Below are 22,131 nucleotides of genomic sequence, written 5' to 3'. Positions count from 1 at the left end.
TCCACCTTCCCCCTCCTCTCCCTCCCGCCCTACCCCCGGCTGTCTCTCCACCTACCTCCGGCTCACCCGCACCTGGTACTCCCCCTTCAGGTCCGCCCCCGTCACCGAGATGCGGATGTCCCGCTTCGGGTCCTTGAAGGTCTCGCCCGGGGTGAACGGGGCGTCGGAGAGTTCCGCGTGGACGTTGGGGCTACGGGTGCAGCCGCCGCTGTCGGCGTGGGAGTCGTAGACGGTCACCGGGCCCATGCCGGTGTCGACGTCGGCGTCGACCTTGTAGATGAGGATGCCCGGACGGCACACCGTCTCGTCGTTGCCCCCGGGGGCGCGCAGTTCGACGGCGTAACCCGTGCGGTTGTCGACCGGGACGAAGACGAGTTTCGGGCCGCCCGCGCGGGAGAGGGGGGTCAGCGGGTACTCCGTCGTGCCGCGGGTCGCCGCGCAGGCGATCTGGGAGGCGTCCAGCCAGCCCAGTTTCCACTTGTGCCAGCCGAGCAGGTCGTTGTTGGCCCCCCAGTCCTCGCTCATGATGTCCCAGTGGCCGACCGCGCCCCCGCCCTCCTGGGTGTAGAGGTCGGGCAGGCCGAAGACGTGGCCGTTCTCGTGGGGGAGGACCCGGTAGCCGGTGCGGCCGTAGGAGCCGGAGCCGTCGTCCTGGCGGGAGTAGACGAAGGACGCGTTCGCCACCGACACGCCGTCGGCGACCGGCGCCTCAGTGTTGCCGGCGAACGTCACCGACAGGACCGTGTCCAGCGCGGAGGGGCCCGCGTTCGGGGTGACCAGCACGTTCAGGAGGTCGTAGGCGCGGAAGTCCACCGTCGGGTCGGCGGCGGCCACGATGTCCTGGACGAGATCGCGGTAGCCGGGGTCGAAGGGCGCGCCGCGTTCTATGCCGTACGCGCGAAACGACTTGGGCATGCGCAGCCAGTGGCGGATCGGGGTCTCGGCGCGGTAGTCGAGGCGGCCGTAGGACGCCGTGCGGAACCAGTCCTCGGTCTGCGGGAAGAACTCGCGGTAGCGGTTCAGCGCGCTGCCCCGGCCGGGCGCGTCCGAGAAGTCGATCATCAGGGTGAGGGCGTGGACGGTGCCGGTGGAGCGGGAGTAGCCGCCGGTGGTCGGGACGCCCTCGGACATCTGGACGGCCGAGCCGCCGTTGATCAGGCAGGGGGCGAGGGCGGAGGACCGGGCCAGGGAGATCGGGCCCGCGCCGGCCGTCGTCGAGCCGGGCGGCGGTGTGAGGCGGCCCGTGCCGGCCGACGTGCTGACCGCGAGGGTCAGGGCGGTGACGGAGACGAGGGTGGCGGCGCGGCGCGGGCGTATCCGGCGGCGGAGTGGCTCGCCTGAGCGGGCCGGGACGGTGCGCACGGGCTGCGGCTGCATGCGGGGCCTCTCGCTCCAGGCAGCCACCGGTCACCGGCTGCACCCTTGCGATCACCCTGTGCCGGGGTGCACGCGGGCGCGCGCTGGAGGAGACCGATCGTGGGTTACCTGGCGGTAGGCGGTAGGCGGTAGGCGGTAGGCGGTAGGCGGCCGTGCGGCCGTGCGGCCGTGCTGCCGTGCTGCCGTGCGCGGGAGCGGGCGGCCCTGCGGGGAAGAGGGCGGCCTGGCGAGGACGCGGGCGGCCCTGTGGGGAAGCGGGCCGGGTAGGGCGGACGGAGTCCCGCGGAGGGTGTGACCCAGGTCACGTAGGGAAAGTCTCCCGTCTGGGAAATAACCGGGGACCTCTTCCCCGTTTAGTCAGGTGTCCGAGTGAAACGGGGAATCCGTCCCCGGATCGCAAAAGCCGTCGCAACCCGTCGCAGAACCTCAGCTCTTCACCACTCAGCCCCAGCCCTTTCAGCCCTTTCAGTCCTTTCACCACTCAACCCCTCGTCAACCCCTCGCAAGAAGGAGTACGCCGTGCAGACCGCGACCGCCATCCCCGCCGAGCGCAAGGTGACCCGGCCCCGCGCCGACGCCCTGCGCAACCGGGAGCGGATCGTCACCGCCGCCCGCGAGATGTTCGTCGAGTTCGGGCCGGACGTGCCGCTCGACGAGATCGCCCGCCGGGCCGGCGTCGGCAACGCCACGGTGTACCGCAACTTCCCCGACCGGGACGCGCTGGTCCGTGAGGTCGTCTGCTCGGTGCTGGACCGTACGGCCCGGTCCGGACAGGTCGCCCTCGCCGAGACCGGCGACGCGTTCGGGGCGCTGGAGCGGTTCGTGCACGACGCCGCGGATGAGCGGATCAGCGCGCTGTGCCCGATGGTCGCCAGCACGTTCGACGAGCATCACCCCGACCTCGAAGCCGCACGCGAACGGGTCGATCGGATCATCGAGGAGGTCATGGATCGCGCGAAGGCGGCCGGGCAGCTCAGGCCCGACGTCGGCGTGGGCGACGTGATGATCGCGGTGGCCCAGCTCAGCCGGCCCCCGGCCGGTACCGGATGCGTGAGCGCCGACCGTTTCGTCCACCGCCACCTGCAACTGTTCCTGGACGGGCTACGGGCCCCCGCCCGCTCCGTCCTGCCCGGTGCGGCCGTGACCATGGAGGACCTGCGCCAGTCCTGAGCGATCAGCCCACGAACGCCCGTAGCGGCCGACCCGCGAACACGCTGAGCGATTAGTCCGCATCACCTCAGCAGTCATCGCGCGACGTCACACGTCACACGTCACACCTCACACCTCACGCAACGCGACGTCACACAAGGGGAACGACCGGTCGTCACCGACGACAAGTCGATCTTTTCCCTGCCTTCTTTCCGTATTATTTCCGTCTTTTTCCGTCACGAAGTCCCGAAGTGGGTATCCCCATGTCTGAAACAGTCCAGAAGGCCCCCGGTAAGACGGGCGGCGGTGGCGCACCGGACGCCAACCGGTGGAAAGCCCTGGCCTTCATCGCCCTCGCCCAGCTGATGGTCGTCCTCGACGCGACCATCGTGAACATCGCGATGCCCTCCGCCCAGCAGGACCTGGGCATCTCCGACGGCAACCGGCAGTGGATCGTCACCGCCTACGCCCTCGCCTTCGGCGGTCTGCTGCTCTTCGGCGGCCGGATAGCCGACCTGTGGGGCCGCAAGCGCGCGTTCGTCGTCGGGCTGGGCGGGTTCGCCGCGGCCTCCGCGCTCGGTGGCGCTGCCGCCAACGAGGCGATGATGTTCGGCGCCCGCGCCCTGCAGGGCGCGTTCGGCGCCCTGCTCGCGCCCGCCGCGCTCTCGCTGCTCGCCGTGATGTTCACGGACGTGAAGGAACGCGCCAAGGCGTTCGGCATCTACGGCGCGATCGCCGGTGGTGGCGGCGCCGTCGGCCTGATCCTCGGCGGCTTCCTCACCGAGTACCTGGACTGGCGCTGGACGTTCTTCGTGAACGTGCCGTTCGCGATCGTCGCCGCGGCCGGCGCCTACTTCGTCATCCGTGAGCCCGAAGGCGGCCGCAACCGCTCCCCGCTCGACATCCCGGGCGTCATCCTCTCCACCCTCGGCCTGGTCTCCCTCGTCTACGGCTTCACCCGCGCCGAGTCCGAGGGCTGGGGCGACTCGATGACGATCGGCCTGTTCGTCGCGTCGGCCGTGTTGCTGTTCGCTTTCGTGATCGTCGAGTCGAAGGTCAAGGCTCCACTGCTGCCGCTGCGCGTGATCACCGAGCGCAACCGCGGCGGTATCTACCTCTCCCTGGGCCTCGCGATCATCGCGATGTTCGGCCTGTTCCTCTTCCTGACCTACTACCTGCAGATCGTGAAGGGCTACTCGCCGGTCAAGACCGGCTTCGCGTTCCTCCCGATGATCGCGGGCATGATCGCCGGCTCCACCCAGATCGGCACCCGCCTGATGACCCGGGTCCCGCCGCGTCTGCTGATGGGCCCCGGCTTCCTGGTCGCCGCACTCGGCATGCTGCTGCTGACCCGCCTGGAGATCGACTCCTCGTACGCGGCGATCCTGATGCCGGGAATGCTGCTGCTCGGCCTCGGCATGGGTACGGCGTTCATGCCGGCCATGTCCCTGGCCACCCAGGGCGTCGAGCCGCGGGACGCCGGTGTGGCCTCCGCGATGGTCAACACCTCGCAGCAGGTGGGCGGCGCCATCGGCACCGCCCTGCTGAACACGATCGCCGCGTCCGCGACGACCTCGTACATCAAGGACCACATGGCCGGCGCCGCCGCCAAGCCGCAGCAGCAACTGGTGCAGTTGGAGGGCATGGTGCACGGCTACGCCATCGCGATCTGGTTCGCCGTCGGCATCCTGGTCGCCGCCGCCGCGATCGCCCTGACCCTCGTCAACGCCGGCAAGCCGGACATGGGCCCGGTCGCGGGCTCGGGGGCACGGGACGCCGAGGACGCGGTGCCGGTGATGGTCCACTGACGCACGTAACCCTGGGCCCGCACGTAGTCGTGGGCCCGGACATGAGCCTGGGCCCGGACATGAGCCTGGGCCGGGACCTGCCCTAGCGCAGCCAGGGCAGGTCGGCGCCCGCTTCGTTGGGCTGGAGTCCCTCGGCGATGATCTCCATGATCTCGCCGAGGGACTTCTGCTGTTCGGGGGTGAGCCGGTCGAAGACCGCGGTGCGCACGACGGTGACGTGGCCCGGCGCGGCCTTCTTGAGCACCTCGAGCCCCTGGTCGGTCAGGACGGCGAACTGGCCGCGCTTGTCGGAGGGGCAGTCCTCGCGGCGCACCCAGCCGTTCTTCTCCAGGCGGGCGATGGCGTGGGAGAGGCGGGAGCGGGTGATCTTCGCGTACATGGCCAGCTCGGTCATCCGCAGCCGTCGGCGGGAGGACTCGGCGAGCTTGACCAGGAGGCCGTAATAGATGTGCGGCATGCCCGCGTCACGCTGGAGCTGGCGGTCCATGTGATCCTCTAGGAGGGTGGTCGCGTGCACATAGGAGCGCCAGGTGAGCTGCTCCTCGGCGGAGAGCCACTGGGGCTCGTCAGCGGATGCGGATGCCTTCGTCATGTACTCCACTGTAAACGCCCGCTCCTTGAATTTTAAACCAATTACGATTACCCTCTTGGATGTTGCCGTTTTAGATTTCAATCAAACGTGCCGGACGATCCAGGAACGCCGGAGCCCGCCGTAAGCACCAGAGTGCAGGGTCCGGTGTCAGGGGTACAGAAGTACCAGGATCGCCAGGAACGCCCGGCGTGAGGGGCCGAGGTCCCGGAAGGAGCCGCTGCCATGTCCGCCACACCCCAGGAACGGGAACGATCCCTCTCCCCGGAACGCATGCCCGCGCTCTACCTCGGTCATGGTGCCCCGCCGCTCGCGGACGACCCGATCTGGCCCGGCGAACTCGCCGCCTGGTCCGCCGACCTGCCCCGCCCCAAGGCGATCCTCATGGTCTCCGCGCACTGGGAGGAAGCCCCGCTCGCCCTCAGCGCCGTCGACCCGGTCCCCCTGGTCTACGACTTCTGGGGCTTCCCCGAGCACTACTACCAGGTGAAGTACGACGCCCCCGGCGCACCCGAGCTCGCCGAGAGCGTGCGCAAGCTGCTGCGCGCTCCGGGGATGCCCGTACAGGACATGCCCGACCGCGGCCTCGACCACGGCGCGTACGTGCCGCTCGTCGAGATGTTCCCGGCCGCCGACATCCCGGTCCTGCAGGTCTCGATGCCGACCCTCGACCCCGTCAAGCTGATGGAGATCGGCCGCAAGCTCGCTCCGCTGCGCGATGAGGGCGTCCTGATCGTCGGCTCCGGCTTCTTCACCCACAACCTGGCCGCGCTACGGCACACCGGCCCGGGCGTGCCGACCTGGTCCTCGGAGTTCGACGACTGGGGCCGGCGCGCGCTGGAGGCCCGCGACTGGGACGGCCTGCTGGACTTCCTCGACAAGGCCCCGGCCGGCCGCTACGCCCACCCGCGCACCGAGCACTTCGCCCCGCTCTTCGTGACCATGGGCGCGGCGGAGGTGTCCGGCGAGCTGGACGCGCAGAAGTCGGTGATCGACGGGTTCTGGGTGGGGATGGCGAAACGGTCGGTGCAGTTCGGCTGACGGGTGGTGGGGCCGGGCCTGGTTGGACCTGGGGGCGCCGGGCTGGGCCTGGTCGTTGGGCTTGGCCGTTCGGGCCTGGTCGTGCCGGGTTCTGCCGAGTGCCGCAGGGGTTCCGTCGGCTTCTAACTAGAGCTCTTTTTCGTACCAGGCGACGTCCCAGTAGTGGCCGAACTTGCGGCCGACCTCCCGGTAGGTGCCGACGTACCGGAAACCGAAGCGTTCGTGCAGCCGCGCGGACGCTTCGTTCGGTTGGGCGATGCCCGCGTACGCGCGGTGCACGTCCTCGTCGGCCAGTGCCTCGAAGAGCGCCTCGTAGAGGAGCGTGCCGATGCCGCGCCGGCCGGCGTGCGGGGCGACGTAGACCGTCACTTCCACCGAAGTGGAGTAGGCGGCCTTCGGCCGGTAAGGGCTGGATGTGGCGTACCCGAGGATTTCCTGTGAGGTCCCCAGGATGCCCTGTGAGTCCGCTTCTGCGGCAACCATCAGGCGGTACGGGCCGTCTTCAGGGTGGGAGAGCAGCCAAGGACGTCGCTCTTCCGGAGTGAAGACCGCGGTGTCGAATGTGATGGGCGTCTCACGTACGTAGTGGTTGTAGAGCAGTGTGAGGGCTTCGAGATCACCCTCGATTCCCGGCCTGACCTGCACCTCTGTACGTTCCGACGACATCACGCCTCCCCGCGTGGTCGGACAGGGTACTGCAAGATCATAAAAATCGGGGTGCGGGTTGGGAATTCTGTCCTGATTCCAGTCGTTGTTTCCATCGGATGCAGGGCACACGAGGAGAGTTCCGAGAGGTTCCAGGGCTTCAGTTTCCAGGACTTCCGAAACCTCCGAGAACGCCGAGTGTCTGAAGGCCACCCGCTGAACCCCCATCGCAAGGGAGCACGCATGGCAACCCGTGCCGTCGCCCGTCGCAAGTCCGCCACTGGTGGGACGACCGACGCGGCCCGCAGTGTTCGCGCCCATGGCGGCGAGATCGCCGACCGCGACCTGGTCGGCATGTACCTCGACGAAATCGCGCGTACACCACTGCTCGACGCCGCCAAGGAAGTCGAATTGTCCCAGATCATCGAGGCAGGTGTGTTCGCACAGCAGGTCCTCGACGGCGACGAGGAGTCCAAGGCGGACGCCTCCCGCGCGGAGCTCGAAGCCCTGGTCGCCGACAGCGAGCGGGCGAAGGACGTGTTCATCCGTTCCAACCTCCGCCTGGTCGTCGCGGTCGCCCGCCGCTACCCCCGCAGCGGTCTTCCCCTCCTTGACCTGATCCAGGAGGGCAACGCCGGTCTGGTGCGCGCGGTCGAGAAGTTCGACTACCGCAAGGGCTTCAAGTTCTCCACGTACGCGACGTGGTGGATCCGCCAGGCCATCACCCGCTCGATAGCGGACCAGTCGCGCACCATCCGCCTGCCCGTCCACCTCGTGGAGGAGCTCGGCCGGATCCGGCGCGTGCAGCGCGAGTTCAACCGGGAGAACGGCCGCGACCCGGAGCCCGTCGAGATCGCGACCGAGCTCGGCTCCACGCCGGAGCGCGTCACGGACGTCCTGGACTGGGCCCGCGACCCGGTCTCGCTGAACATGGCGGTCGACGACCAGGGTGAGACACAGTTCGGCGACCTGCTGGAGGACACCTCCGCGGTCTCGCCGGAACAGTCCGTCCTGACCCTGCTGCGCAGCGAGGAACTGGACGGCCTGATCGACCGCCTCGACCCGCGCACGGCCTCCATCATCAAGATGCGGTACGGCATCGACGACGGCCGCGAGCGCACCCTGACCGAGGTCGGCAAGGAACACGGCCTGACAAGGGAACGCATCCGCCAGATCGAAAAGCACGCCCTCCTGGAACTGAAGAAACTGGCCCGCGACACGGGATTCGAGGCGGCGGCGTAACGCTTGGCGCTGCGCCGGCTTGGGCGGGCTGGGCTGGGCTGAACGGCACGGTGACGCTGCGCTGCGGGGACGTTGCGCTGGCTGGGCAGGGTGTGCGGCGGGACTGCTGCCCGTTGAGTGGACCGTGCGGTTGGGCTTGTGGGGCTTGGTGCGCCGCTCGGGATGTGATGCCCGGCTGGGCCGGGTGCGCTGCTCGGCGGGGTGGTGCATGAGGCTCGGCGGGCGGAACTCGTCGGGTGGGCGGGGAGCGTTTCTCCAACACCGCCTTCGGTCTGGGTGAGTTGGGTGCGGGGGCCCGCTGGTTGGACTCGGGGGTGTGGTGAGTGGGCTTTGGGCGTTGGCTGGTGCTGGGTTTCCGCCCGCGTGCGCCGGGTGGTGGAAGGCCGCGCAAACATGGCGTGGGAACGCCGCTTCAACCGGCAGGAGCGCGGGAACAACACTTCAGAGCACGGGAGTTCGGGTCGGCACGGGAGTTCGGGTCGACCGGGCCCTGTAGCCCTCCCCGAGATCTTTGTCCCACGTGAGCCAAGTCCCGACGCACATCCCCCGGCGCCGGGACTCTCCCCGAGTCGGGCTTCGGCGCCTCTCCCCCCAGGTGCCGGGGCCCGGCTCCCTTGGGCCTCCGGCTCCCTCTTGTCCCCGGGCCGGGATCGACGTCCCCGGGTGGGGATTGCGGGCGCACATGCCCAGCCGGCCGTACCGACCACGTACCGGCGCGCGGGGAGGGCGGGGCACCCCGTACCTGAACCACGGGGTGGCCCGCCCGAATGGCAGATTGTGCCACATGGGCATAGCCTGCCGATGTGATCAGCTCCACCTCCCCCTCCGCCCCGGCTTCACTGACCGAGCGGCGCAAAGCGGCGACCCGTATGGAGATCGCCCGGGCGGCGGCCGGCCTCTTCGTCAGCCGGGGCCTGAAGGCCACCCGCGCCGAGGACATCGCCCAGGCCGCAGGCGTCGCCCCGCGCACCTTCTACCGGTACTTCGCGACCAAGGAAGAGGCCGTCGCCCCCCTCTACGCGGCCGGCGCCCAGCGCTGGGCGGAGGCGGTACGCGAGGCACCGGCCGAACTCCCCGTGCCGGACGCGCTGGACCACGCCGTACGACACACCCTCGTCCTCAGCCATGGAGTGTCGGCGGCGTCCTGGGAATGGGTCCGCACCCTGATCCGGCTGGCCGGAACGAGTCCGGCCCTCGGCAAGGTCTGGGCCGAGGTCTGCCACACCTCGGAGACGACACTCACAGAGGTGCTGGCGCACCGGGCGACGGCCACCGCACAGACGCCGACCGCCACCGCGCATCCGCCGACGGCCACCGCGCATCCGCCGACCACCACTGCACGGACGCCGACCGCCGCATCGCCGCCGACCGCCCCGCCGAGTACGCCGGCCCCCGCCCCCACTCCCGCCCCCGACAACGTCGCCTCACCGCACCAGCGTTTCACCGCGGCCGTGGCCAGTGCCGCCGTCCGGGTCGCGGTCGAGAGCTGGGCGGCGAGCAACACCCCTCCCACCGGCCCGGAAGGCCCGGCAGAGCTGGCACTGCGCAACCTGCGGGCATTGCGAGGGTTCGCCTGGGAAGAGGAACCGGAGCAGCCGGCGGAGAAGCCTTGACGGCTTACGCGCCCGCCTGCCCCTCCATGAAAACCTCTCCCCTCCGCACCCTCACACACCCCCCGCACGTCCCAACCGCCCACCCAACTCCCGTACGCACTCCGCCAGTTCCGCCGGCCCACGGACCGAGAACTCGCAGCCCAGCATCGCAAGGCGCACCGCCACCCACTCCACCGGATCGCTGGTCGAGCACTGCAGTCGGCACCCGCCCTCGACGGCCCCCGAGTCCGAGTCCTCAGGGTTCCCCGACGGGCCGGCGGCGACCGGCTTCGCGTCCGGCTTCGCGTCCCGGTTCGCGTCCGCGTTCGGGTTCGCGACCGGTGTCCCCAGCCAGGCAGGCAGCCGCGTCGCCACGAACTCCGGTGACGCCTCGAAGGTGACGTCGAGTTCGTACTCGTGCGCGTCCGAGCGCCGTCGGATGGACCGCCGGAGGTATTCCGCCGCGCTGCCCGTCGGCAACTCCCGCGGGGTGAAACGGGCGCCGGTCGCGAACGGGTCCCGGATCCGGTCGACCCGGAAGGTCCGCCAGTCCTCGCGGTCGAGGTCGTACGCCACGAGGTACCACCGCCGGTCCGTGGACACGAGCCGGTAGGGCTCGGCCAGGCGGCGCGACTGCGTGCCGTCCTTCGCGTGGTAGGCGAACCGCAACCGTTCCTGCCCGGCCACCGTCGACGCGATGGCGGTCAGCGTCTCGGGCGCGATGCTCGCGCCGTCCCCGCTGGTCAGCGGCGTGGTCGCGGCCTGGAGGGTGGACACGCGGTGGCGCAGCCGGGCCGGCAGCACCTGCTCCAGCTTGGCCAGGGCGCGTACGGACGCCTCGTCGACCCCCTCCAGCGCGTGGCCGGCGCCCGCCCGCAGCCCGACCGCGATCGCCACCGCCTCCTCGTCGTCGAGCACGAGCGGCGGCATCGCCTTGCCCGCGACCAGCCGGTACCCGCCGTCCGAGCCCTTGCTCGCCTGCACGGGATAGCCCAGTTCGCGCAGCCGGTCGATGTCCCGCCGGACCGTGCGGCGGGACACCCCCAGGCGCTCGGAGAGTTCGCCGCCGGGCCATTCGCGGGGCGTCTGGAGGAGGGAGAGGAGTTGCAGCAGCCGAGCCGGAGTGTCCGTCGTCATGCATCCGAGGATGCAGCACCACTAGGACACGACCTGGCCTATTGCAGTCCTACTATCGCACCATGACCTCCACCGACACGTCCACGGAGAGCTCGACCGAGCCCTCCGGCGAGACCTCCGCCGAAACGACCCCGGGTGACCGTCGCCGCTGGTTCGCCCTCGCCATCGTGATGACCGCGGCCTTCATGGACCTCGTCGACGTCACGATCGTCAACATCGCGATCCCCTCCATACAGGAGGAGGCGGGCGCCTCCTGGAGCCAGATCCAGTGGATCACCGCCGGCTACGCGCTCGCGTTCGCCGCCGGGCTCATCACCGGCGGCCGGCTCGGCGACATCCACGGCCGCAAGCGGCTGTTCCTCGTGGGCATCGGAGGCTTCACCCTCGCCTCCGCGCTGTGCGGCTTCGCCGCGAACCCGGAGGTGCTGGTGGCCTCCCGCATCCTGCAGGGGGCGATGGCGGCGCTGATGGTCCCGCAGGTGCTGTCGATCGTGCACGCCACGTTTCCGGCGCACGAGCGCGGGAAGGTGTTCGGGCTCTTCGGCGCGGTCGTGGGGCTGGGGGCCGTCTCGGGACCGCTGCTCGGCGCACTGCTGACGGAGTGGAACCTGTTCGGGCTGGAGTGGCGTCCGATCTTCCTCATCAACCTGCCGGTCGGCATCGCGGGACTGATCCTCGGCAGCCGCTTCATCACGGAGTCCAAGGCCCCCAAGGCGCTGAAACTGGACCTCGTCGGCGTCGTCCTGGTCACCCTCGCGCTGCTCATGCTGCTCTACCCGCTCACCCGCGGCCGCGAGCTGGGCTGGCCGGTGTGGGGGTACGTGTCGATGGCCGGCGCGCTCGTCGTCTTCGGGGCGCTCGTCGCTTACGAGCGGCGCAAGGGCGCGCGGGACGGCTCGCCGCTGATCGAGCTCTCCCTCTTCCGGGTGCGGAGCTTCGCCGCGGGCGTCGCCGTGCAGACCGTGTTCGGGGTCGGTCTCGGCGTCTTCTTCCTGGTCTGGACGCTGTACATGCAGACCGGCCTGGGCTGGAGCCCGCTGAAGGCCGGCCTGACCGGGGTCCCGTTCTCGCTCGCCGTCTCGACGGCCGCCGGGCTGTCCGTCCAGAAACTGGTCCCGCGCTTCGGACGCAAGGTGCTCCAGACGGGCGCGCTGCTGATGGGGCTCGGCGTGCTGCTCTACATCTGGGAGTCCGAGCGCTACGGCCTCGCCATCACCTCGTGGCAGATGGCGCTGCCGCTGGTCGTGATGGGCGTCGGCATGGGCCTGATCGTCGCGCCGCTGACGGACGCGGTGCTGTCGGAGGTGCCGCGCGAGCACGCCGGTTCGGCGTCCGGGCTCATCAACACCGTCCAGCAGATGGGCAACGCGCTCGGCCTCGGCCTCGTCGCGGTCGTCTTCTTCGGCGAGATCGGCGACCGGCTGACCCAGGACCAGGTACGTCCCGCCTTCGTGAACGCCTTCCAGCACGCCCTGGGCTGGGTGGCCCTGGTGATGTTCGCCATCTTCCTGCTGATGTTCGCCCTGCCGAAGCGGCCGGCGCAGCACGTGGAGGGAGCGATCGAGGAAAGCGCGGTCGAGGAGGGCACGCACGCCGAGGAGAGCGAGCGGGCACTTGCGGGCTGACCCCGCACTCCACTCACCCCCCGGCCCAGGCGAATCCCCGCGAAGGGCCCGGCACGTTCACCGATGCACTGCGCTCGGCCGGCGACGCGGCCACCGCGGCGGCACTGATCCGCGGCGACGAGACCCCGGCAGCCATCGAGGCCGTTGCCGAAGGCACCTCCGAAGACTCCGTGTCGGCGTCGACGGCGGCCTCCGCCGACGCCGACACGGCCCCCACCCCGGACCCGAACCGAGCCCCTGCCCCGGACCAAGCCCAGCACCAGGCCCCCGCCCCGAAGCAGACGCCGACCCCAGCCCCGGCCCCCGAACCCGAGCGCCCCTTCCGCATCGTCGCCGTCACCTCCTGCCCGACCGGCATCGCCCACACCTACATGGCGGCCGAGTCCCTGGAGAACGCGGGCCGCGAGGCGGGCGTCGAGTTGGTCGTCGAGACGCAGGGCTCGGCCGGCTTCACCCGGCTCGACCCGGCCGTCATCGCCGCGGCGGACGGCGTGATCTTCGCCCACGACGTCCCCGTACACGACAAGGACCGCTTCGCCGGCAAGCCCACCGTGGACGTCGGTGTGAAGGCGGGCGTCAACCGTCCCGCCGAGCTGATCACCGAGGTGCGCGGGAAGGCGGCGCGCGGTGAGGTCAGTGCGGCGGCCAGGGGCGGGACGCCGGTCGAGCGGGCCGGCGAGTCCGGTGACAGCTACGGCACCAAGCTGCGCAAGTGGTTGATGACCGGCGTCAGTTACATGGTCCCGTTCGTCGCCGCGGGCGGTCTGCTGCTGGCGCTCGGCTTCGCGATCGGCGGCTGGGAGATCAACAAGGCGCCCTCGGTCATGAAGCACTTCTCCTGGACCCAGGTCGACAGCTGGGGCGCTCTGCTGTTCCAGATCGGCGGGGTCGCCTTCGGCTTCCTCATCCCGGTCCTCGCCGGTTACATCGCCTACGGCATGGCGGACCGTCCCGGTCTCGTCCCCGGTTTCGTCGGCGGCATGATCGCCTCCAACATCGCCGCCGGCTTCCTCGGCGGTCTGGCCGCAGGCCTTCTGGCGGGCGGCACCGTCCTCGCGATCCAGCGGATCAAGATCCCGCCGGTGCTGCGCGGCATCATGCCGGTCGTGGTGATCCCGCTGATCTCCTCGCTGATCGTCGGCTTCCTGATGTTCGTCGTGATCGGCAAGCCCATCGCCGAGGCCCAGAAGGGCATGACGGACTGGCTGGCCGGCCTGTCCGGCACCAACGCCGTCCTGCTCGGCGTGCTGCTCGGCCTGATGATGTGCTTCGACCTCGGCGGCCCGGTCAACAAGGTCGCGTACGCCTTTGCCGCGGCCGGCATCGCCGTCCAGGACCCCAGCGACTCCGCGATGAAGGTCATGGCCGCCGTGATGGCCGCGGGCATGGTCCCGCCGCTGGGCATGGCGCTCGCGACCACCGTCCGCAAGAAGCTCTTCACCCCGACCGAGCGCGAGAACGGCAAGGCCGCCTGGGTGCTGGGCGCGTCCTTCATCTCCGAGGGCGCGATCCCGTTCGCCGCGGCCGACCCGCTGCGCGTCATCCCGGCCTCGATGGCGGGCGGCGCGGTCACCGGCGCCCTGTCGATGGCCTTCGGCGCCACACTGCGCGCTCCGCACGGCGGCATCTTCGTGGTCCCGCTGATCGGCAACCCGTTCCTCTACCTGGTCGCCATCGCGGCGGGCGTGTGCGTGACGACCGCCCTGGTCGTCGTCCTCAAGGGCCTGCGCAAGCCGGTCCCCGGCACCACGGAACCCGGCACGACGGCGGAGCCCACGACCACCACGACACCGGAACCGAAGCAGCCGGTGGCCGCGTAACGCGCTTCGGGGTTCCGGGTTCGGGCTTCAGGCGTCGGGCTTCGGCGAACTGTTGCAGGGTTCCTGCAGACCTCTAAGTTTTTCTACGGTTTCCTACAGGTTGATGCGACTTACTATGGGTTCCTTCGGTTTTCTACGAATATCTGCGGTGATTCACAACTCTCCGCGCTGAAAAGGCCTTTCACGCGATCTGCGTGGCCTGCGAGATACGTCACGGTCCGGGGCCAAAGTCCCGGACCGTGGTGTGTACTGGGCGGTATGCCCGTGCATCTCACGCCCACTCAGCTGACGGCCCTGACCGTCCTCGCCGTGGCGTCCGTCGCCTGGCTGCTCGTCCTGACCCGGGTCCTGCGCCGCATCCGCATCCGCTCCGCCGCCGCACCCCACCCGGCACGCCCCACCCGCCCCGTCCTGCCGACTCAGCCCGCTCTGTCGGCTCTCCCGTGCCAACGTCAGACCGGCCCCCACCTGGAGGCAGTCGAACTGACCCCCGCCGAGAAAGCCGCCTTCGCGGGCCTCGTACGGCAACTCGACGGCGGCCACTGACCCGCGCGGCGTCCAGCACGGAGGGCCGCCCCTCAGGAGACCTGCGCCGCCCGGCGCTCCATCGCGTCCCGGGCCGCCGTCTCGGACGGATACACCTCGCACATGTGCCGCCCGTCGGGTGTCGCCGTGTGCTCGACCTCCCACAGGGAGACCTCCTGGCCGTCAAGCAGCAGGAACGCGTGCTCGTACAGCGAATAGCCCAGGCCGATACGGCCCGCGCGGCAGGGACGGCCGAAGGCCTGGGTGATCTGATGCGCGAACGCCGACTTCAGCAGCGCGGCCGTCTCCGCGCCGGGCCCGTCGGCGTTCTCCGCGCGGCGCAGCAGCCGGCGCGCGTGGTCCGCCGAGTCGTCCGGCACGTACACATGCCGGGGTGCGGGGACCGGCGACAGGTGCACCAGCACCGGCAGTTCGAAGTCCGCGGCGTCCGACGGCAGCGGCAGCCGGGACGTGGCCGCTCGCAGCTCCTCCTCGTCGACGTACACCTCGTGCTGCGGCTCGCTGCCCGGCGCGGTGTTGTGCACGAGCTCCCACAGCGTGAGCGCGTAGCCGTCGGCCAGCAGCCAGGTGTGCCGGTAGGTCTCCCGGTGCAGGCCCGCGCTGTGGTGCGCGGAGTGCAGGGAACTGTCGTGGGCCAGTGCGAACTCGAGCCGCCGCAGGGCTTCGTCGGGCAGTTCGAACGAGTTCAGGGCGCGACCGAGCAGCCGCGCGAGATGCTCCTCCGGAGACTCGGGCGACTCGGCTGGTTCGTACGCTGTCGTCTCGTACGGAACGCTCAAGGTTTCTCCCGGCGTTGCTGCATGTCACCTTGTGGGTGCATACCGTAGCCCCTCGGCCGGACATCATGTCCGGGAACCGAGAAAACGTATGCCGAGAAAACGCGAGGGCCGTGCGAAAAGTTCCCGCACGGCCCGGCGACCTGTCAGAAACCGCGGGTCAGACGCCGTTTCCGGCACCCGCGTTGCTCAGGCCGCGCTTCCGGCGGTCCACTCGGCCCATGGCATGTTCCAGCCGTTCAGCCCGTTGTCCGGGGCCACCGTCTTGTCCGGGGAGTTCTTGACGACCACGACATCCCCGATCAGCGACTCGTCGTAGAACCACTTGGCGGGCGTGTCACCCTGCGCGCCCTGCACGTCCGCGAGTCCGACACAGCCGTGACTGGTCCCGGTGCGGCCAAAGGGCGGATTACCTTTGTTGTACCAGTAGTTGCCGTGGATGAAGGTGCCGGACTGCGTCAGCCGCATCGCGTGCGGCACGTCCGGGATGTCGTACTCGCCGCCCAGGTTGACCGTCCGGCTGTCCATGCGGGTCTGCGTGAACTTCTCGGAGATCACCATCTGCCCGTTGTACGTGGTGTGCTCCGGGCTGCCCGACGAGATCGGAACCGACTTCAGGGTCTGCCCGTCCCGCACCACCGTCATGGTCTGGGCGTTCACGTCAACCGTGGACACCTGCGACCGCCCGACGGCGAAGGCGACCGTCTTCTTCTGCACCCCGTAGACGCCGTTCGTGCCCTCGACGCCGTCCAGGTCGATCTTCATCGTGACCTTGGAGCCGGCCTTCCAGTACTCCTCGGGCCGGAAGTCGAGCCGCTGCGCCCCGAACCAGTGCCCGACCACCTGCTGGCCACTGCTGGAGGTGACCGTGATGTGCGACTGCACGGCCTTCTTGTCGCCGATCGCCTTGTCGAACGTGAACGACACCGGCATCCCGACGCCGACCGTCGTGCCGTTGTCCGGCGTGTACGTCCCTATGAAGCTGTTGGCCGAAGCGACTGTGGTGAAGATGGAGTTGGCGGCGGCGGTCTTACCGCTCGCGTCCTTCGCGGTCGCCGATATCTGGTACTTCGTCCCGCGCTCCAGCTGCTCCTTCGGCTTCCAGTCGCTGCCGTCGGCCGACAGGGAGCCCTCGACGGCCTGCCCCGACCCGGCCACCGTCATCTTCACCTCGGTGAGCCGGCCGTCACTCACCTTCACGCCGGTCGCGTTGATCGACGCACCCGTCGACCCGTCCTTCGCCGAGATGACGATCTCCGCAGTGGACGTCTTGGCGGTGCTGCTCTTGCCGCCCTTGGCGTCGCCGTCCTTGGCGTTGGCGCTGCCCCCGCAAGCGGTCAGGGTCAGGGCGCCGACCACCAGGACGGCACAGGCTCCCAGTGCGCGCCGCGCTGCTATGTCCGCCGTTGTCACGGGCTGCTCCAGCTTCGTGTGATGTGAGTGATCCGCTCCGGTACGTGGAGAAGGAGGGACCCGACGGCCGGTCGGGTTCCCCCCGACCGCCGTTGACACCATCACGTGACAGAACCGGGACAATCCCCCTTCCAGCGCGGGTCGTTCCCGGCTCGTGCCGTCCCTGAACCATGCTGCTTCCGGACCGCGTCGCTCCCGGCGCACTCTCTCGCCGCGGCCCGGGGCGCGTCACCGGCCCCCGTACAACTCCTCGTACGACGGCCACAGGCCGCCCGGGCCGTCCACCGGCTCGGCGGCGCGGACGGCTCGTACGATCGCGCGCGTCACCACGTCCGCGCCTGCCGCGAGGATGTCGTTCAGGGCGAGAGGGTGGTCGGGGTCGAGCGGGCGGACGCCCGTCGCCAGTGAGAAGACCGTGTCCCCGTCGTTGAGCAGGTGGACCGGCCGTACGGCGCGCGCGATCCCGTCGTGCGCCGTGCCCGCGAGCTTCTGCGCCTGCGCCTTCGACAGGTCCGCGTCGGTGGCGACCACCGCGAGCGTGGTGTTGAGCATGGGAGGCGCGTTCTTCACCGCGCTCTCGGCGAGCCGCCGGCGCGCGGCCTCGTGCACCTGCGCCTTCGGATACGTCACGCGCCCCTGGAACAACTCCCCGTACAGCACCCCGGTTTCCGGATCGAGCACCGATCCCACGGCGTTGGCCACCACCAGCGCGGCCACCGTGATCCCCGAGTCGAGTACGACGGCGGCGGTGCCGACCCCGCCCTTCATCGGGCCGACCGCCGCGCCCGTCCCGGCGCCCACGCACCCTTCCCGTACCGGCGCGCCGGGCTCGCTCGCCGCGGCCGCCTCGACCGCCGCCCGGCCGGTGGCCGCGTCCGGGCGGGCCCGGAAGTCGCCGCCCCGGCCCAGGTCGAAGACGCAGGCGGCGGGCACCACCGGCACGACGTGCAGTGGGTCGGGACCCACCCGCACCCCACGCCCCTGCTCCTCCAACCAGGTCATCACCCCGGACGCCGCGTCCAGCCCGTAGGCGCTGCCCCCGGTCAGCACGATCGCCTCGACCCGCTGCACCACGTTGCGTGGATCCAGGGCGTCGGTCTCCTTCGTGCCGGGACCGCCGCCGCGCACGTCCACGGCGGCCACGGCGCCGCCGTCCGGCGCGAGGACGACCGTGGTGCCGGTGAGCCAACCGTCGCCGGTGCGCGTGGCATGGCCCACGCGTACGCCGGCGACGTCCGTCAGAGCGTCAACTGTCATGGGAGCCAGTCTCGCCCAGCCCGCGCCGTGTGCGGTGGTGTCGCGCAGGGTCACACCGCCGCGCTCGAATCGCGCTCCGCGTGCTCCCGGACCTCCCGCGCCTCTTGCGACTCCCTCGCGGCCGTGCGCGCCGTCAGGGTCACCCCGGTCGCCACCGCCAGCGCGGTCACCAGGCCGGCTGCGAGGACCGCCCACTCGCCCAGGAACGTGCAGCAGATCACCAGCAGCGCGGTTACGGGAAGCACCAGCTGCTGGGCCAGGCCCGCCTTGAAGTGGCGGGCGTGCAACGCCCAGACCGCCAGCAGGTACAGGGCCGTCGGCAGGGTGAAGGCCGCCGCCGCGGCCGCCGCGGAGAGGTGGGCCTTGCCGACCGCCTGCTCGACCGCCACCTCCAGGCCCGCGCCGATCGCGGCGGCCGAGGCGAAGACGAAATAGTGCCCGTAGCCCCACAGAAACGCCTGCTTGCTGGAGCGTAGATACCCATGGATGGGCACCACGAAGTAGATCCACCAGGCGGCGAAGACGATCAACAGGCCCCCCACCGCGATGGGCAGCAACTCGCCCAGCGCGTCGTTCTCGTCGATCCCCGACTTCACGGCGACCGTGGCCGCGGCGATCGTCTCGCCCAGCACGATGATCGTGAACAGCCCGTACCGCTCCGAGATGTGATGCGGATGCCAGGACGTCGGGTGGTCCTTCTCCGCGTAGAGCGGTACGCACAACTCCAGCAGTGCCATCACCAGGAACAGCCACGTCCGGCCCCCCTCGGGCAGGATCAGCAGCCCCAGCCAGCCGACCTGGCAGAGCAGCACTCCGCCTGCGTACCGCAGCGCCATCGCCCGCTCCGGGCCTTCGGCCGACCACGCGACCCGCAGCCACTGCGAGCTCAACGCGAACCTCATGATCGCGTAGCCCAACCAGACGGCCACGAACTCGTGGTCCTCGAACGCCCGCGAGATGCCCGCCGCCAGCACCAGAACGCCAGCGATCTGCACCAGCGTAACGATCCGGTACAGCACGTTGTCGTTGTCGTAGGCCGAGGCGAACCAACTGAAGTTCATCCAGGCCCACCAGATGGCGAAGAAGACCATCGCGTAGTTGAGGATTCCCTCGCCCGCGTGGGACTCCGCCACGGCGTGCACCAGTTGGACGCCCCCCTGGGCGATGGCCACGACGAAGCACAGGTCGAAGAGCAGCTCGAGGGGCGAGGCGACCCGGTGCGCCTCGCCCCGCCCGCGCGCGGTGAGGCTGCGCAGCGGCTTCGCATGAGTCGGGGCGGGGCCGGGGGCTGAGGTCGAGGCGGGGGGTCCCGAGGGGGAGGAGGCCGGTGGAGTCGGACTGGACGTCATGGCTCCCAGCACAGCAGACAACCGGCGGAAAATCTTGTGCGGATCCTGCGGATCCTGCGGATCCTGCGGATCCTGCGGAATCCGCAGGCCCGCTCGGTGCGTGGCCGCTGCTCCGGGCCTCACCTGGGCTGCCGTCGGGGCCGTACTCTGGAGGCATGAGCACCTCCTCCGCCCCCGACCCAGGTGAGCCGAAGGCCGCGCTGGTCTTCGACGACCCGCTGGACCGGCAGTCCTCGGACGACACCGACCGCGGCTGGGGCGAGCGGCCGTCCGCCGACGCGGACAGTGCCGCCGACCTGAAGCGCTTCCTCGACGAGAAGCCGCCCCACCACCTCTGAACCCGGCTGAGCAGCGTGCGCAGCGCCGCTACCGCTCGCTGTGGCCCGAACCCCGCTGGGCGACGAGCGCATCGCGGATCTCCTTGAGGATCTCCAGCTCGGTCACCTCGATGACCTCCTGTGCGCCCTCCTTGGCCTTCCTGCGGGCCTCCATCTTCGCCAGGTACTTCGACATGGGCAGGACCATCAGGAAGTACACCACCGCTGCGGTGATCACGAACGTCAGCGTCGCGCCGAGGACGGAGCCCCACAGGATCCGCACCCCCGTCGCGCTGTCGCCCGTACCCGTGCAGCGGCCCTTGAGACAGGAGCTGTAGCTGTCCAGGTTCTTGGTGCCGACCGCCCCGATGAGCGGGTTGATGATCCCCTTCACCACCGAGTTGACGATGTTCGTGAAGGCCGCGCCGATCACCACCGCGACTGCCAGATCGACGACGTTCCCGCGCATCAGGAAGGCCTTGAAGCCCTGCCAGACGTTTGCCTTCTTTTCGCTCACCTCGGGGACACTCCTCGCATGTACAGGTTGTGGAACAAACAGCTCCGCAACCTACGTCAACGCGAGGCGGCCGTGTCCAATCCGGTAGTTCGAACGAGGGACTTGACTTCACCACAGGGTCACCGCCAGCCGAGCCGTCGCACTCGCACCCGCCAGGCGCGCCGCAGTGGACCGGGGCACCGAGAGGACGACCAGCGCACCGCCGTCAGCCGTACCGACAGCGCCGACGGAGCCGAGAGTGTCCAGCGGCTGCGGCACCTTCGTCACGAGCGCCCTACGCGCGACGACTTGGGCCTCGCCGCCCACATCACCCGTGCCGCCCACGCCTCCCATGCCGCCGCCGCCCAACGCCGCCTGCTCGATGGCGATGACGTCGACCCGGTCGCCGGGCTGTAGCAGCCGGACGGTGGCCGCGTCGGCGATGCGCACCGGCACCGTCACCTTCGCCACGGCCCCAGGAGCAGGCGCCGGGGCACCCACCGACGTCTGCGCGCGGGCGTGCGAGTCTCCGCTCCAATCCCCGCCCCCGGCGCCCCCGCTCGCGCCTGCGCCCGGATGTCCGCGCGCCGGGTCGCCGGCCAGTGGGCCGGCCGCCACGAGCGCGGCTGCGGTGACGGCGAGGCCGATCGCGAGGGCCCGCCGTCGACTCCGTACGAGTCGTTGCAGCCGGTACCGCCCGCCGCGGACCCGCACGGGAGCGAAGGACGGCACCTCGCACGTGGCCGGAGCGTCCGCGCCGAGTGGGTGTGCCGCGGACGGGAAGGCGAACGGAGAGGAAGGAGGAGGAAGGGACATGGGATCACCACCTGTGACGAAGGACGGGTTTGCGAAACCACGATGAGCCTTCGCGCCGCCGCCCGCCGGAGCCGGTGGACTACCCACGGGTTGTGGACAACTTCCTCACCCGAACGAGGAGTTCCGCCCCCTCACCGCCCCAGAGATCCCACACCCACACCCACACCCACACCCACACCCATGTCCATGTCCACGCCCCATGGCCCACCCCCACGCCGCATCACCCGCTAAGGCAGCTCGAACCCCGGGTTCAACCCGCCCAGCGCGTTCGTGCACAGGCAGTCCCGTTGGCCGTTCGACGGCAGCGCGGCCACCGCATCGAACAGGACACCCCGCAGCCGGTCCGTGTTGGCCGCGAACACCCGCAGGACCTCCTCGTGGGACACGCCCTCACCGCTCTCGGCGCCCGCGTCCAGATCGGTGACCAGGTTCAACGAGGTGTAGCAGAGCTCGAGTTCACGGGCGAGCGCGGCCTCGGGGTGTCCCGTCATGCCCACCACGGACCAGCCCTGTGCCCGGTGCCACAGCGATTCGGCACGGGTCGAGAACCGCGGCCCCTCGACCACGACCAGCGTCCCGCCGTCCACAGGGTCCCACTCCCGCCCGCGCGCCGCCTTCAGGGCCGCCGAGCGTCCGGCGGGGCAGTAGGGGTCGGCCAGGGACACGTGCACCACGTTGGGCACCGTGCCATCGGGCAGCGGCAGCCCGTCGAAGTACGTCCCGACCCGCGACTTCGTGCGGTCGACCAGCTGATCGGGCACGAGCAGCGTGCCGGGCCCGTACTCGGGGCGCAGACCGCCCACCGCGCACGGACCGAGCACCTGACGCACCCCGAGCGAGTGCAGCGCCCACAGGTTGGCCCGGTAGTTGATCCGGTGCGGCGGCAGATGGTGTCCGCGCCCGTGCCGGGGCAGGAAGGCGACCCGCCGGCCGGCGATCTCGCCGAGGACGAGGGAATCACTGGGCGGCCCGTAGGGGGTGTCGACCTGGACCTCGGTCACCTCGTCGAGGAACGAGTAGAAGCCGGACCCGCCGATCACACCGATCTCTGCTGCGTTCGCCTTGTTCGCCATGCGTCGCACCCTAACGACCCCCTGCCCGGCCCCGGAAACGCCGAAGACCCCGTCGTCGCATGA

The 22,131-nt window shown here is 70.4% G+C and carries 20 protein-coding genes; 9 read left to right on the top strand and 11 right to left on the bottom strand.

What is annotated here, in order from left to right; translation table 11 throughout:
* Nucleotides 1-51 precede the first annotated feature (51 nt).
* Entirely contained in the window at nt 52-1,377 is a 1,326-nt protein-coding gene (locus tag OG352_RS18180) for a M6 family metalloprotease domain-containing protein (RefSeq protein ID WP_329218188.1), read from the bottom strand.
* Nucleotides 1,378-1,896: 519 nt separating this feature from the next.
* Here OG352_RS18180 and OG352_RS18175 point away from each other — a divergent pair.
* Together OG352_RS18175 and OG352_RS18170 are read left to right on the top strand one after the other, a co-directional pair.
* Complete coding sequence (locus tag OG352_RS18175) at nt 1,897-2,547, top strand: TetR/AcrR family transcriptional regulator (RefSeq protein ID WP_329218186.1); 651 nt, start codon at nt 1,897-1,899, stop codon at nt 2,545-2,547.
* Nucleotides 2,548-2,789: 242 nt separating this feature from the next.
* Nucleotides 2,790-4,334: an MFS transporter gene (locus OG352_RS18170; protein WP_329218185.1), complete on the top strand. Its 1,545-nt coding sequence runs from the start codon at nt 2,790-2,792 to the stop codon at nt 4,332-4,334.
* Between the two features lie 82 nt (nt 4,335-4,416).
* On the opposite strand, the gene OG352_RS18165 is transcribed toward OG352_RS18170, so the two are convergent.
* Complete coding sequence (locus OG352_RS18165; protein WP_329218183.1) at nt 4,417-4,926, bottom strand: MarR family winged helix-turn-helix transcriptional regulator; 510 nt, start codon at nt 4,924-4,926, stop codon at nt 4,417-4,419.
* A 222-nt stretch (nt 4,927-5,148) separates the two neighbouring features.
* On the opposite strand from OG352_RS18165, the gene OG352_RS18160 reads away from it, so the two are divergent.
* Nucleotides 5,149-5,964 (top strand): dioxygenase family protein, encoded by an 816-nt coding sequence (locus OG352_RS18160; protein ID WP_329218182.1) that lies wholly within the window; start codon nt 5,149-5,151, stop codon nt 5,962-5,964.
* 126 nt (nt 5,965-6,090) lie between these two features.
* Here the strand turns inward: OG352_RS18160 and OG352_RS18155 are convergent, their stop codons facing one another.
* Complete coding sequence (locus OG352_RS18155; RefSeq protein ID WP_329218181.1) at nt 6,091-6,630, bottom strand: GNAT family N-acetyltransferase; 540 nt, start codon at nt 6,628-6,630, stop codon at nt 6,091-6,093.
* Between the two features lie 222 nt (nt 6,631-6,852).
* Between OG352_RS18155 and OG352_RS18150 the strand changes: the two genes are divergently transcribed.
* The gene (locus OG352_RS18150; protein WP_329218180.1) at nt 6,853-7,851 is read left to right on the top strand and encodes a sigma-70 family RNA polymerase sigma factor; all 999 of its coding nucleotides are present in this window, start codon (nt 6,853-6,855) and stop codon (nt 7,849-7,851) included.
* Nucleotides 7,852-8,720: 869 nt separating this feature from the next.
* The gene (locus OG352_RS18145; protein ID WP_329223878.1) at nt 8,721-9,464 is read left to right on the top strand and encodes a TetR/AcrR family transcriptional regulator; all 744 of its coding nucleotides are present in this window, start codon (nt 8,721-8,723) and stop codon (nt 9,462-9,464) included.
* Between the two features lie 51 nt (nt 9,465-9,515).
* On the opposite strand, the gene OG352_RS18140 is transcribed toward OG352_RS18145, so the two are convergent.
* Complete coding sequence (locus tag OG352_RS18140; RefSeq protein ID WP_329218179.1) at nt 9,516-10,580, bottom strand: helix-turn-helix transcriptional regulator; 1,065 nt, start codon at nt 10,578-10,580, stop codon at nt 9,516-9,518.
* 62 nt (nt 10,581-10,642) lie between these two features.
* On the opposite strand from OG352_RS18140, the gene OG352_RS18135 reads away from it, so the two are divergent.
* The 3 genes from OG352_RS18135 to OG352_RS18125 all read left to right on the top strand — a co-directional run bounded on the left by OG352_RS18135 (nt 10,643) and on the right by OG352_RS18125 (nt 14,571).
* Nucleotides 10,643-12,205, top strand: a complete 1,563-nt coding sequence (locus tag OG352_RS18135) for an MFS transporter (RefSeq protein WP_443072296.1) — start codon at nt 10,643-10,645, stop codon at nt 12,203-12,205.
* Entirely contained in the window at nt 12,202-14,025 is a 1,824-nt protein-coding gene (locus OG352_RS18130) for a PTS fructose transporter subunit IIC (RefSeq protein WP_329223876.1), read from the top strand. Before OG352_RS18135 ends, OG352_RS18130 begins: the two co-directional genes overlap by 4 nt.
* A gap of 258 nt (nt 14,026-14,283) precedes the next feature.
* Nucleotides 14,284-14,571 carry a hypothetical protein gene (locus OG352_RS18125; RefSeq protein ID WP_329218178.1) on the top strand — a complete coding sequence of 96 codons (288 nt, stop codon included), beginning with the start codon at nt 14,284-14,286 and terminating at the stop codon, nt 14,569-14,571.
* Between the two features lie 32 nt (nt 14,572-14,603).
* Here OG352_RS18125 and OG352_RS18120 read toward each other — a convergent pair whose 3' ends face one another.
* The 4 genes from OG352_RS18120 to OG352_RS18105 form a co-directional block, all read right to left on the bottom strand.
* Nucleotides 14,604-15,350 carry a DUF6227 family protein gene (locus OG352_RS18120; RefSeq protein ID WP_329218176.1) on the bottom strand — a complete coding sequence of 249 codons (747 nt, stop codon included), beginning with the start codon at nt 15,348-15,350 and terminating at the stop codon, nt 14,604-14,606.
* Nucleotides 15,351-15,536: 186 nt separating this feature from the next.
* Nucleotides 15,537-16,760 carry a L,D-transpeptidase gene (locus tag OG352_RS18115; protein WP_329218174.1) on the bottom strand — a complete coding sequence of 408 codons (1,224 nt, stop codon included), beginning with the start codon at nt 16,758-16,760 and terminating at the stop codon, nt 15,537-15,539.
* A 228-nt stretch (nt 16,761-16,988) separates the two neighbouring features.
* On the bottom strand, nt 16,989-18,017 hold the full coding sequence (locus tag OG352_RS18110; RefSeq protein WP_329218172.1) for a P1 family peptidase: 1,029 nt from the start codon (nt 18,015-18,017) through the stop codon (nt 16,989-16,991).
* Nucleotides 18,018-18,067: 50 nt separating this feature from the next.
* Nucleotides 18,068-19,366 carry a low temperature requirement protein A gene (locus OG352_RS18105; protein WP_329218171.1) on the bottom strand — a complete coding sequence of 433 codons (1,299 nt, stop codon included), beginning with the start codon at nt 19,364-19,366 and terminating at the stop codon, nt 18,068-18,070.
* Between the two features lie 155 nt (nt 19,367-19,521).
* Here OG352_RS18105 and OG352_RS18100 point away from each other — a divergent pair, with 155 nt between their 5' ends.
* Nucleotides 19,522-19,704 (top strand): hypothetical protein, encoded by a 183-nt coding sequence (locus OG352_RS18100; RefSeq protein ID WP_329218170.1) that lies wholly within the window; start codon nt 19,522-19,524, stop codon nt 19,702-19,704.
* Between the two features lie 28 nt (nt 19,705-19,732).
* Here the strand turns inward: OG352_RS18100 and mscL are convergent, their stop codons facing one another.
* From mscL to OG352_RS18085, 3 genes are all read right to left on the bottom strand, one after another.
* Nucleotides 19,733-20,200 (bottom strand): large conductance mechanosensitive channel protein MscL, encoded by a 468-nt coding sequence (gene mscL / locus OG352_RS18095; protein WP_329218169.1) that lies wholly within the window; start codon nt 20,198-20,200, stop codon nt 19,733-19,735.
* Between the two features lie 108 nt (nt 20,201-20,308).
* Complete coding sequence (locus OG352_RS18090) at nt 20,309-20,995, bottom strand: hypothetical protein (RefSeq protein ID WP_329218168.1); 687 nt, start codon at nt 20,993-20,995, stop codon at nt 20,309-20,311.
* A gap of 227 nt (nt 20,996-21,222) precedes the next feature.
* Nucleotides 21,223-22,068 (bottom strand): S-methyl-5'-thioadenosine phosphorylase, encoded by an 846-nt coding sequence (locus OG352_RS18085; RefSeq protein ID WP_329218167.1) that lies wholly within the window; start codon nt 22,066-22,068, stop codon nt 21,223-21,225.
* Between the last annotated feature and the right edge of the window lie 63 nt (nt 22,069-22,131).

This window comes from Streptomyces sp. NBC_01485 (genome assembly GCF_036227125.1).
Lineage (GTDB): Bacteria > Actinomycetota > Actinomycetes > Streptomycetales > Streptomycetaceae > Streptomyces.
This window is presented reverse-complemented; position numbering and strand designations above follow the sequence as displayed.

What these genes read in the sequence shown, in the direction of transcription:
- OG352_RS18145 (WP_329223878.1), top strand. Translation starts at nt 8,721, where the DNA reads ATGGAGATCGCCCGGGCGGCGGCCGGCCTCTTCGTCAGCCGGGGCCTG.
- OG352_RS18110 (WP_329218172.1), bottom strand. Translation starts at nt 18,017, where the DNA reads ATGACAGTTGACGCTCTGACGGACGTCGCCGGCGTACGCGTGGGCCAT.
- OG352_RS18155 (WP_329218181.1), bottom strand. Translation starts at nt 6,630, where the DNA reads ATGTCGTCGGAACGTACAGAGGTGCAGGTCAGGCCGGGAATCGAGGGT.
- OG352_RS18105 (WP_329218171.1), bottom strand. Translation starts at nt 19,366, where the DNA reads ATGACGTCCAGTCCGACTCCACCGGCCTCCTCCCCCTCGGGACCCCCC.
- OG352_RS18085 (WP_329218167.1), bottom strand. Translation starts at nt 22,068, where the DNA reads ATGGCGAACAAGGCGAACGCAGCAGAGATCGGTGTGATCGGCGGGTCC.
- OG352_RS18100 (WP_329218170.1), top strand. Translation starts at nt 19,522, where the DNA reads ATGAGCACCTCCTCCGCCCCCGACCCAGGTGAGCCGAAGGCCGCGCTG.
- OG352_RS18135 (WP_443072296.1), top strand. Translation starts at nt 10,643, where the DNA reads ATGACCTCCACCGACACGTCCACGGAGAGCTCGACCGAGCCCTCCGGC.
- OG352_RS18150 (WP_329218180.1), top strand. Translation starts at nt 6,853, where the DNA reads ATGGCAACCCGTGCCGTCGCCCGTCGCAAGTCCGCCACTGGTGGGACG.
- OG352_RS18090 (WP_329218168.1), bottom strand. Translation starts at nt 20,995, where the DNA reads ATGTCCCTTCCTCCTCCTTCCTCTCCGTTCGCCTTCCCGTCCGCGGCA.
- OG352_RS18180 (WP_329218188.1), bottom strand. Translation starts at nt 1,377, where the DNA reads ATGCAGCCGCAGCCCGTGCGCACCGTCCCGGCCCGCTCAGGCGAGCCA.
- OG352_RS18160 (WP_329218182.1), top strand. Translation starts at nt 5,149, where the DNA reads ATGTCCGCCACACCCCAGGAACGGGAACGATCCCTCTCCCCGGAACGC.
- OG352_RS18170 (WP_329218185.1), top strand. Translation starts at nt 2,790, where the DNA reads ATGTCTGAAACAGTCCAGAAGGCCCCCGGTAAGACGGGCGGCGGTGGC.
- OG352_RS18165 (WP_329218183.1), bottom strand. Translation starts at nt 4,926, where the DNA reads ATGACGAAGGCATCCGCATCCGCTGACGAGCCCCAGTGGCTCTCCGCC.
- OG352_RS18125 (WP_329218178.1), top strand. Translation starts at nt 14,284, where the DNA reads ATGCCCGTGCATCTCACGCCCACTCAGCTGACGGCCCTGACCGTCCTC.
- OG352_RS18140 (WP_329218179.1), bottom strand. Translation starts at nt 10,580, where the DNA reads ATGACGACGGACACTCCGGCTCGGCTGCTGCAACTCCTCTCCCTCCTC.